The 10,085-nt window shown below is 70.1% G+C and carries 9 protein-coding genes; 3 read left to right on the forward strand and 6 right to left on the reverse strand.

Annotated features, from left to right (window positions below):
- Positions 1-32: 32 nt before the first annotated feature.
- Entirely contained in the window at positions 33-731 is a 699-nt protein-coding gene (locus Vau01_RS29400) for an LON peptidase substrate-binding domain-containing protein (protein ID WP_203999047.1), read from the forward strand.
- Here Vau01_RS29400 and Vau01_RS29405 read toward each other — a convergent pair.
- A complete protein-coding gene (locus Vau01_RS29405) occupies positions 667-1,590 on the reverse strand; it encodes a hypothetical protein (RefSeq protein WP_203999049.1) in 924 nt (307 codons plus the stop codon). The genes Vau01_RS29400 and Vau01_RS29405 overlap by 65 nt on opposite strands.
- A 66-nt stretch (positions 1,591-1,656) precedes the next feature.
- Positions 1,657-5,193: a DNA polymerase III subunit alpha gene (gene dnaE / locus Vau01_RS29410; RefSeq protein ID WP_203999051.1), complete on the reverse strand. Its 3,537-nt coding sequence runs from the start codon at positions 5,191-5,193 to the stop codon at positions 1,657-1,659.
- A 225-nt stretch (positions 5,194-5,418) separates the two neighbouring features.
- Between dnaE and Vau01_RS29415 the strand changes: the two genes are divergently transcribed.
- Positions 5,419-5,592, forward strand: a complete 174-nt coding sequence (locus Vau01_RS29415; RefSeq protein WP_203999053.1) for a hypothetical protein — start codon at positions 5,419-5,421, stop codon at positions 5,590-5,592.
- On the opposite strand, the gene Vau01_RS29420 is transcribed toward Vau01_RS29415, so the two are convergent.
- The 4 genes from Vau01_RS29420 to Vau01_RS29435 form a co-directional block, all read right to left on the reverse strand.
- The gene (locus Vau01_RS29420) at positions 5,589-6,914 is read right to left on the reverse strand and encodes a MinD/ParA family ATP-binding protein (protein WP_373320330.1); all 1,326 of its coding nucleotides are present in this window, start codon (positions 6,912-6,914) and stop codon (positions 5,589-5,591) included. The genes Vau01_RS29415 and Vau01_RS29420 overlap by 4 nt on opposite strands.
- A gap of 227 nt (positions 6,915-7,141) precedes the next feature.
- Positions 7,142-8,068, reverse strand: a complete 927-nt coding sequence (locus tag Vau01_RS29425; RefSeq protein ID WP_203999057.1) for an RluA family pseudouridine synthase — start codon at positions 8,066-8,068, stop codon at positions 7,142-7,144.
- A complete protein-coding gene (lspA, locus tag Vau01_RS29430; RefSeq protein WP_239151943.1) occupies positions 8,065-8,670 on the reverse strand; it encodes a signal peptidase II in 606 nt (201 codons plus the stop codon). Before lspA ends, Vau01_RS29425 begins: the two co-directional genes overlap by 4 nt.
- 31 nt (positions 8,671-8,701) lie before the next feature.
- Positions 8,702-9,166 carry a TraR/DksA family transcriptional regulator gene (locus Vau01_RS29435; protein ID WP_203999061.1) on the reverse strand — a complete coding sequence of 155 codons (465 nt, stop codon included), beginning with the start codon at positions 9,164-9,166 and terminating at the stop codon, positions 8,702-8,704.
- 111 nt (positions 9,167-9,277) lie between these two features.
- On the opposite strand from Vau01_RS29435, the gene Vau01_RS29440 reads away from it, so the two are divergent.
- On the forward strand, positions 9,278-10,085 hold an 808-nt coding region (locus tag Vau01_RS29440; RefSeq protein ID WP_373320332.1), incomplete at its 3' end, for a pentapeptide repeat-containing protein.

Below are 10,085 nucleotides of genomic sequence, written 5' to 3' on the forward strand. Positions count from 1 at the left end.
CGGGTCGAGCCGGTGCGGGTTAGTCTTTGGCCGTGACCGCGCGGCTGCCGCTCTTCCCGCTCGGCACGGTGCTGTTCCCCGGGCTGGTGCTGCCGTTGCACATCTTCGAGCCGCGTTACCGCTCGCTCGTCCGCGACCTCATCGACCTGCCGGCCGACCAGACGCGCGAGTTCGGCGTCGTCGCGATCAAGAGCGGCTGGGAGGTGCAGTCCACCGGGCCGGGCGGCCTCACCGCCGGTGGGTCGCTCACCCTCTACGAGGTCGGGTGCACGGCCGAGGTCCGCACGGTCACCGAGCATCCCGACGGCCGGTTCGACCTGGTGACGGTCGGGCGGCGGCGGTTCCGCACGAAGCAACTCGTCGACGATCCGGCCCCGTACCTGGTGGCCGACGTCGAGCTGCTGAGCGAGCCGACCGGCGACGAGCAACTGGCCGAGCGGCTGTCGACCACGGTCCTCGACCTGTTCCAGCGGTACATCACGATGATGCGGCAGCAGACGCCGGAGGTCGGCGAGCAGCTGCCCGACCGGCCCGGCGTGCTCTCGTACCTGGTGGCCGCGAGTGCGGTGCTGCCGCTGGAGGATCGGCAGCGGCTGCTCGCCGCCGACGACACCGTGCGCCGCCTGCGGGCCGAACGGACGCTGCTGCGTCGCGAGGTGACGCTGCTCAACCGCCTGCGGGCGGTGCCGGCGCCGCTCGGTGATCTGACGTCTCCGGCGAGCCCGAACTGACCATGTCGCCGGCCTTCTCGTCCTCCGGGGCGGGCTCCGGGGCGGCCTCCGGATCGGGTCCCGGCGCCGGTTCCGGCGGCACCCAGTGCACAACCGCGCGTTCCGGTCGCAGGCTCGGCGTCGGGTAGAAACCGGCCAGGAAGGTGTAGATCGCCACCGCGATCATCGCCTGCACCAGCACCGCACCCTGGATCCGGAACCCGGCCAGGTCGATCACCGCCGAGTACACCTTGACCGGGATCTCGAACCGGGAGCCGACCGGCGCGCTCGTCAGCAACCGACGGTACTCATCGAGGTCGATCCGCTGGCCGAGCCAGGCCATCAGCGTCGCACCGGCCACCGAACCGACCGCGAGCCCGGCGAGCATGATCGGGCCGCGGCGCCGGCGCAGCAGCAGCCACACCGCCACCGGCGCCAGGATCCCGACCCCGGCGGTCATCAGCAGGTAGACGCTCTCGCCCGCGACGTACCCCTCCGGGTGCGGCTCGGTGTACACCGCGCCGTCGGCGGTCATCTCCAGAACCGTGCGGGGGCTGATCTCCGCCCACACGTAGGCGAGGCCCGCGCCGAGGCCGGTGAGCACCACGGCGACGGCCAGCGCGGCGGCGATCTCGATCAGCCAATCGCGCGGGGTGGTGCGGACCTCCGGCTCGCCGACCACCGGCACCCAGTCGGGCGGCGGGGCGGCGTACCCGTTCTCACCGTTTCCGACCGGGCCGTTGCCGACCGAGCCGTTGCCGACCGCGTCGGGGCCGATCGCCCATATCGGCTGGTCGGCCGGCGCCGGCGGGGCGGGCGCGGGCTTCGTCAGATCGACCGGCGCGGGTGGCTCGTCGGGTCCGGATGATGGCGAGTTCACCTTGTGATCCTGCCACGCCCACCTGAGTGCCGGACGCCGGTCAAGCCCCCGGCGCGGCGGTGCCCCTCAGCTCGCCAGCGAGCCGGGGCCGAGCAGCGCCTTCAGGTCGCCCATCAGCGCCGGCGTGGCGTTGACCCGCAGCGGGCCGAGCCGCAGCAGCGTGCTCCGGCTGCCGTTGACCAGTTTGAGGTGCACCTCGGCCGAGCCGGGATGGCTGGCCAGCACCTCCTTCAACCGCTCCACCAGCGGCGGCGTGCATCGCGACGGCGGCAGCGCCAGCACCACCGGCTTGTGGTCGTCGGGCGCGCTGATGTCGGGGATCGACAGGTCCATCGCCATCAGCCGGGGCTGGTCGTCGCGCCGGTCGACGCGCCCCTTCACCACCACGATCGCGTCCTCGGCGATGTACTGGCCGACGAGCTCGTACGTGTTGGGGAAGAACAGCGCCTCGACCGCGCCGGTGAGGTCCTCCAGCGACGCCGACGCCCACGCCTTGCCCTGCTTGGTGATCCGCCGCTGCACCCCGGACAGGATGCCGGCGAGCGTGACCACCGAGCCGTCGGAGACCGCGCCCTCCTCGTTGAGGCGGGCGATCTGCATGTCGGCGGCCTTGTTCAGCGCGTGCTCCAGGCCGAACAGCGGGTGGTCGCTGACGTACAGGCCGAGCATTTCCCGTTCGAACGCCAACAGGTCGGACTTGTCCCACTCCGAGGTCGGGATCGGCGGGGTCACCACCAGGCCGGGATCGCCGGACGAGTCGCCGTCGTCGAACATCGAACCGAACAGGTCGAACTGGCCAACGGCCTCGTTCTTCTTGACGTCGACGAACGCGTCGATCGCGTCGGCGTGCACGGCGAGCAGGCCCTTGCGGGTGTGCCCCATCGAGTCGAACGCGCCGGCCTTGATCAATGATTCGATGCTCTTCTTGTTGCAGGCGACCTGGTCGACCTTGCGCAGGTAGTCGTAGAAGTCGGTGTAGTCGCCCTTCTCCTTGCGGCACCGCCGGATCGCCTCGACCACGTTGACGCCGACGTTGCGCACCGCACCCAGGCCGAACCGGATGTCGTTGCCGACGGCGGTGAACCGCAGCGTCGACGCGTTGACGTCGGGCGGCAGCACCTTGATGCCCATGCGCCGGCACTCGGCCAGGTAGACGGCCGACTTGTCCTTGTCGTCGCCGACGCTGGTGAGCAGCGCCGCCATGTACTCGGGCGCGAAGTTGGCCTTGAGGTAGGCGGTCCAGTACGCGATGAGCCCGTAGCCGGCGGTGTGCGCCTTGTTGAACGCGTAGTCGGAGAACGGGACGAGGATGTCCCACAGCGTCTTGATCGCCGCCGGCGAGTAGCCGTTGGCCTTCATGCCCTCGGAGAACGGGACGTACTCCTTGTCGAGGATCTCCTTCTTCTTCTTGCCCATCGCCCGCCGCAGCAGGTCGGCGGCGCCGAGCGAGTACCCGGCGAGCTTCTGCGCGATCGCCATGACCTGTTCCTGGTACACGATCAGGCCGTACGTGTCGCCGAGGATGTCTTCGAGCGCCTCCGCCAGCTCCGGGTGGATCGGCACCACCGGCTTGCGGTTGTTCTTCCGGTCGGCGTACTCGTTGTGGGCGTTGGCACCCATCGGACCGGGCCGGTACAGCGCGAGCACCGCGGAGATGTCCTCGAAGTTGTCGGGGACCATCGAGCGCAGCAGCGAGCGCATCGGGCCACCGTCGAGCTGGAACACGCCGAGCGTGTCGCCGCGCGCCAGCAACTCGTAGGCGGCCTTGTTGTCGAGCGGCAGCTGCTCCAGCACCAGGTCGTCGCCCCGGTTCTCCTTGATGGAGATGAGGCAGTCGTCCATGATCGTGAGGTTGCGCAGCCCCAGGAAGTCCATCTTCAGCAGGCCGATGGACTCGCACGCGCCCATGTCCCACTGGGTGATGATCGCGCCGTCCTGCTCGCGCTTGTGGATCGGCAGGACGTCGACCAGCGGGTCACGGCTCAGGATGACGCCGGCCGCGTGCACGCCCCACTGCCGCTTGAGCCCCTCGAGGCCCTTCGCGGTGTCGACGATCTTCTTGACCTCGCCGTCGGAGTCGTACAGCTGGCGGAACTCGACCGCCTCCGGGTACCGCGGGTGCTTCGGGTCGAAGATGCCGGTGAGCGGGATGTCCTTGCCCATCACCGGCGGCGGCATGGCCTTGGTGATGCGGTCGCCCATCGCGAACGGGTAGCCGAGCACGCGCGCCGCGTCCTTGACCGCGGCCTTCGCCTTGATCGTGCCGTACGTGATGATCTGGGCGACCCGCGCCTCGCCGTACCGCTCGGTGGCGTACCGGATCATGTCGCCGCGCCGGCGCTCGTCGAAGTCCATGTCGATGTCGGGCATCGAGATGCGGTCGGGGTTGAGGAACCGCTCGAACAGCAGGCCGTGCGGGATCGGGTCGAGCTCGGTGATGCCCAGCGCGTACGCGATCAGGGCACCGGCGGCCGAGCCACGGCCCGGGCCCACCCGGATGCCCTCCTTCTTGGCGTGGTCGACGAGGTCGGCGGTGACCAGGAAGTAGCCGGGGAAGCCCATCTTGCAGATGACGTCGAGCTCGTACTCGGCCTGCTTGGAGTGGCCCTCCGGCACGCCGCCGGGAAACCGGCGCTCCATGCCGCGCCGCACCTCGGCCCGCAGGAAGCTCTCCTCGGTCTCGCCGTCGGGCACGGGGAACTGCGGCATCAGGTTCCGGGACGCGAACACGCTCTTGTAGTCGCCGATCTTCTCGGCGATCTCGAGCGTGTTGTCGCAGGCGTCGGGCACCTCGGCGTCCCAGAGCTTGCGCATCTGCTCGGCCGACTTCAGGTAGAAGTCGCGCGCGTCGAACTTGAACCGCTTCGGGTCGGCCAGCGTCGACCCCGACTGCACGCACAGCAGCACCTCGTGCGCGTCGTGGTCGGGCTCGAACGTGTAGTGCAGGTCGTTGGTGGCGACCGGCTTGAGGTTGAGCCGCTTGCCGAGCGCGATCAGGTCCTGCCGGATGCGGGTCTCGATGTCGAGCCCGTGGTCCATGAGTTCGAGGTAGAAGTTGTCGGGGCCGAAGATGTCGCGGAACTCCGCGGCCGACTCGCACGCCTTCTCGAAGTTGCCGATGCGCAGCCACGTCTGCACCTCGCCCGACGGGCATCCGGTGGTGGCGATGATGCCCTTGCCGTACTGGTTCAGCAGTTCGCGGTCGGCCCGGGGCTTGTAGAAGAAGCCCTCCAGGCTCGCCCGGCTGCCGAGCCGGAACAGGTTGTGCAGGCCGTCGGCGTCGGCGGCGAGCATCGTCATGTGGGTGTAGGCGCCGGACCCGGAGACGTCGTTCTCGCCGCCGTCGGCCCACCGCACCCGGGTCCGGTCGCCCCGGTGGGTACCCGGTGTGAGGTACGCCTCGGTGCCGATGATCGGCTTGACGCCGGCGGCCGTCGCCTGCTTGTAGAAGTCGTAGGCGCCGTAGATGTTGCCGTGGTCGGTCATCGCCAGCGCGGGCATGCCCTGGCGGCTGGTCTCCTCGAAAAGATGCTTGAGCCGAGCGGCGCCGTCGAGCATCGAGTACTCGGTGTGCACGTGCAGATGCACAAACGAGTCACCCATGCCGCGCCCCCTTAATCTCACGCCGAGAACCCGAGGCACCCCACCCGGGCTGGCGACTCAGGAGAGCCTAGTCCGTCCGCGGCGGACTTCGACCAGTGCGACACGTCGCACCACACCGCCGGACAAGGCTGGCACTATCCATGACCCGTCGTGGCAAAACTCTTACCCACCGCGCTGCCCTGCCGATGTGGCTGGCACTACCCCCGCAAGCACTGTGAGGCCCCCATGAGCACCGAGGCTCCAGCGGTGTACCACGCATCGCCGTATCCCGCGATCGTGCACCAGGCCGCCCGGCACCGCGCCGCCGGCGGCAACCTCCGACTGCCCGTCCTGGGATGGGTCATCCTGGGCGTCCTGATCGTCGCCCTCGCCGCCGCCGGCGTGCTGTTCGCGCTCTAGGCGTACGGGTCGCTGTCGCGGGCGTACGGGTCCATCATCACGGCCGCCGCCCGCAGCCAGGCGGCCTGGGTGGCGGGCTGGAGGTCCGACAGCTCGATCAGCGAGCCGCTCTCCAGGGCCGGGTCGTACGGGACCACCACGACGGCGCGCGTGCGTGCCGCGAAGTGGGCGGCCAGGTCTTCGATGAGCGGCGTCGCGTTCGGCGACGGGCACGAGAGCAGCGTCACCGCGTTCGACACCATGTCGTCCATGCCGGCCTCGTCGAGCAGGTCGAGCATCCAGTCGGCGGTGAAGGCCGCGTCTTCGCGCGGCACGGTGGTGACGACGAGTTGGTCGGCCGCCTGCAGCACGGTCTGCCAGTTCGGGCTCTCCACGTTGTTACCGGTGTCGACGCAGATGACGTCGTGGGTGCGGCGCAGCAGGTCGAGCACCCGCTTCACCGTGTACGGGTCGAGCCGCTGCGCGAACCGCGGGTTCTCCTCACCGGCGAGGACGTCGTACGTGCCGTCGGACGCGTGCCGGAGGTAGTCGTCGAGCCGCGTGTGCAGGTCGTAACCGGCCGCTCCCTCGACGTCCACCAGATCTCTGACCAGGTGCCGGATGGTCCGCGCGTGCCGCGCGGACCCGGCCCGGAGCCCGAGCGTGCCGCGCAGTTCGTTGTCGTCCCAGGCCAGCACGCCCTTGCCGCGCACGCTCCCGACGGACGCCGCGGTGAGCACGGTGGCCGTGGTCTTGTGGACGCCGCCCTTGGGGTTCGCGAACGCGAGCACGTGCGGTGAGGCAAGCTCGCGCCGCAGCACCTCGACGAACGCGTCGGTGGCGACGGGCGCCGGCTCGGCCGCCTGCTGCCATTCCTGCTGGTAGCCGTTGACCGGCTGTTCGTAGCCGTTGACGGGCTGCTCGTACCCCTCGGCCTGCTGCGGGTAACCGGCGTACTCGTCGTACCCCTGCTGCGGCGGGACCTGGGCATAGCCGTAGCCGTTGCCGTTCCCGTTGCGCGGGTACTCCTCGTACGCCTCCTGCGGCGGAGGCTGGGGATAGTCCTCGCGGCGCGGCTCGTAACCGCGCCCGTTGTACTCGCTGTAGCCGGCATCACGGCCGGCATCGCGGTATCCCTGCTCGCCGTATCCGTTGTCGCGGTACCCCTCGTCGGCGTAACGCGCCGTTCTGGCCTGGGCCAATCGGTCCTCCGAGAAACGGCCGTCGTAGTCGTCGTCGCCGGGGCCACCCCGGCCTAACAGAGCGCGGTCGAGGAGTGACCTCCACCGGGGGTTATCCTCCGCGGGACGCCCCCAACTTGCATCGGTGCGCTCCACGGACAACTCCCCATTTCTCGCCCGACCTCGCGGCCGGTCTCCATCGCCTCACTCGGCGACAGATCAACTGCTGCCGGTCGCCTCGGTCGGCGACAGATCAACTGCTGCCAGCCACACCACCGCGTCCGCTACAGGCTACGGATGTAACGCGGATCAGACCACTGGCCAAGGCGAAGAATTGTGCGACTTCCCGCCCGGGCCCCACTACTCAACGTCGCGGCGAGGCACCGGGGTTACGCCTGCAGAGAGGTCAACGCGGCAGCCAGGTCCTTCGGGTACGGGCTCTCGAACTCGACGTACTCTCCCGTGCCCGGATGGGCGAAGCCCAAACGCACCGCGTGCAGCCATTGCCGCTGCAGCCCGAGGCGCGCCGCGAGCGTCGGATCGGCACCATACGTGAGATCCCCCACGCACGGGTGCCGCAGCGCGGCGAAGTGCACCCGGATCTGGTGGGTCCGTCCGGTCTCCAGGCGGACATCGACGAGCGTCGCCGCCGGGAACGCCTCCACCGTGTCGTAGTGGGTGATACTGGGCCGGCCGCCGGCCACCACCGCGAACTTGTAGTCCTGGTGCGGGTGCCGGTCGATCGGCGCGTCGATCGTGCCCCGCGACGGGTCCGGATGCCCCTGGACCACCGCGTGGTACCGCTTGTCGACCTCGCGTTCCTTGAACGCCCGCTTCAACGCGCTGTACGCCCGCTCGCTCTTGGCGACCACCATCACCCCGGTGGTGCCCACGTCGAGGCGGTGCACCACGCCCTGCCGCTCGGCGGCTCCGCTGGTCGACACCCGGTGGCCGAGCGCGGCGACGCCGCCGATCACGGTCGGGCCGGTCCAGCCCGGGCTGGGGTGCGCGGCGACGCCGACCGGCTTGTCGACCACCACGATGTCGTCGTCGCTGTAGATGACGGACATCCCGGTGACCGTCTCCGGAACGATCTCCACCGGCGCGGGCGGCGCCGGCAGCGCCACCTCCAGCCAGGAGCCGGCCTTGAGACGGTCGGACTTCACCTTCACCGATCCGTCGACCTCGACGTCACCGGCGTCGATGAGTTCGGCCGCGCCGGTGCGGGAGAGCCCGAACATCCGGGCGATCGCCTGGTCGAGCCGCATGCCGTCGAGCCCGTCGGGCACCGGCATCGACCGTCGGTCCCGGCTCATCCGCGCGTCTCTTCTTCCGCTTTTTGCTCTTTTTCCGCTTCTTCGGCTTTGACTCTTTCGGCGGCGGCTTTTTCGGCCCGGCTGGGCAATCTGGTCCCGTCGCGCTGCCGGCCGCTGAGCTCCAGCAGGATGATCAGGACGACGCCGATGGTCAGCGCCGAGTCGGCGCCGTTGAACACGGGAAAGCCCTGGCCACGCTCGTCGAGGAGGCTGACCATGTCGACCACGTGACCCACGAACGGACCGGGCGACCGGAACAGCCGGTCGCCGAGATTGCCGATCACCCCGCCGAACACCAGACCGAGCGCGATCGCCCACGCCGTCGACCGGACGTTACGGATCACGAAGCCGAGCACCACGGTCACGACCAGCGCAACGATCGGGAACACCCAGGTGACACCGGTGCCCATGCTGAACGCCGCGCCGCTGTTCCGCACGTGCATGAGATAGACCAGGCCCCCGAGCACCTTCACCGGTTCCCGGTCGGCCAGGTACACCACGGTGAGATGCTTGGTGACCTGGTCGATCAGCGTCACCGCGACGGCGATGCCGAAGAAAAGAGTGAGGACGCGGCGCCGGTCGATCTGAGAACCCTGCGCCACGCCCACCCACTCCACGCTTGATCGAGAAGCGCTAGCGGCGCTCCTCCAACTGCTTGCAACTCACGCAGAGCGTAGCCGACGGGAATGCCGCCAGCCGCTCGACCGGGATCGCGTTCCCGCACCGCTCGCACCAGCCGTAGCTGCCCTCGTCGAGCCGCTCCAGGGCCCGCTCCACCTGGTTGATGCGCTCCAGGATGTTGTTGGCCAGCGAAATCTCCTGCTCGCGCTCGAACGTCTTGGTTCCGGTGTCGGCCTGGTCGTCGCCGGCGGAGTCGGTCAACCGGTCGCGCTGCAACTCGGCGATGTCGGCCACCGTCTGGTCGTACTCGGTACGCAGTTCGAGGTGCCGCTCACGCAGCGCGTTCCGGATCTCCTCGGTGTCGGCCTCGCTCCGCGTGCCCCGCTTGGCGGCGGCGGCGCGCCCGGCGTTGCCGGCTGACTTGGCCGACGTGGCCTTCGTCGCCTTGGTCGGCTTGGATTGTGCTGTCTGGGCCATCGTCGCTCCCTCGACCGCGGCGGCCGCGGTGGTCGATACTGCGTTGGGTGGGTTTCCCCCGCCGGCCCGAACCGGGCCGTCAGAGGTCGTCGTCCGGCCAGGGCCGGCGGTTTGTGCCCGGCGCGGGGCGCCGGACACGTCGCTTGTGTCGGGGGGACGGGACGAGCCTGTTTTCTTCGCACCTACCGCCACGCCGGCGGCCGTCTTCGTTGCCGTCTTCGAAGCCGTGGTTCCAGCTGCCCTGCTGGCCACCGTCTTGTTACCTACTGCCGTGCCGGCCGCGCTCTTGCTTGCCGTGGTCCTGCCGGCAGTCGCCTTGTTCGCTGCCGTGACGGCGGGGGCCGCCTTGGCAGTGGGTGCCGCCTTGGCCGAGTTCGCCTTGGCTGGAGCCGCCTTGGAAGGGGCTGCCGTGCCGGCCTTCGCGGAAGCCTTCCTGGCCGGGGCCGCCTTGCCAGGGGTCGCCTTCGCCGGGGCCGCCTTGCCGGCAGTGGCTTTCGCCGGAGTCGCCTTCGCCGGAGTCGCCTTCGCCGGAGTCGCCTTCGCAGACCCGGCCTTTGCCGCATTGCCGGCACCTGCCCTGGCCGGAGCCGCCTTGCTGGCACCCGCTTTCGCCGGGGCAGCCTTGCCGGCGGGCGCCTTCGCGGGGGCCGCCTTCGCCGAGGTCGCCTTGCTTGCGGGCGCCGCCTTCGCCGAGGCAGCCTTGCCGGCGGGCGCCTTCGCCGAGGCAGCCTTCGCCGAGGCCGCCTTGCTTGCGGGCGCCTTCGCGGGGGCCGCCGTCGCGGGAGCCGCCTTCGCCGAGGCCGCCTTCGCCGGGGACGCCTTGCCGGCACCCGCCTTTGCGGCGCCCGCCTTCGTGGCGCCGGCCTTCGCGGGGGTCGCCTTGACAGCACCGCCCTTTGCGGCGCTAGCCTTCGCGGGG

This window comes from Virgisporangium aurantiacum (assembly GCF_016863635.1).
GTDB classification, from domain to species: domain Bacteria; phylum Actinomycetota; class Actinomycetes; order Mycobacteriales; family Micromonosporaceae; genus Virgisporangium; species Virgisporangium aurantiacum.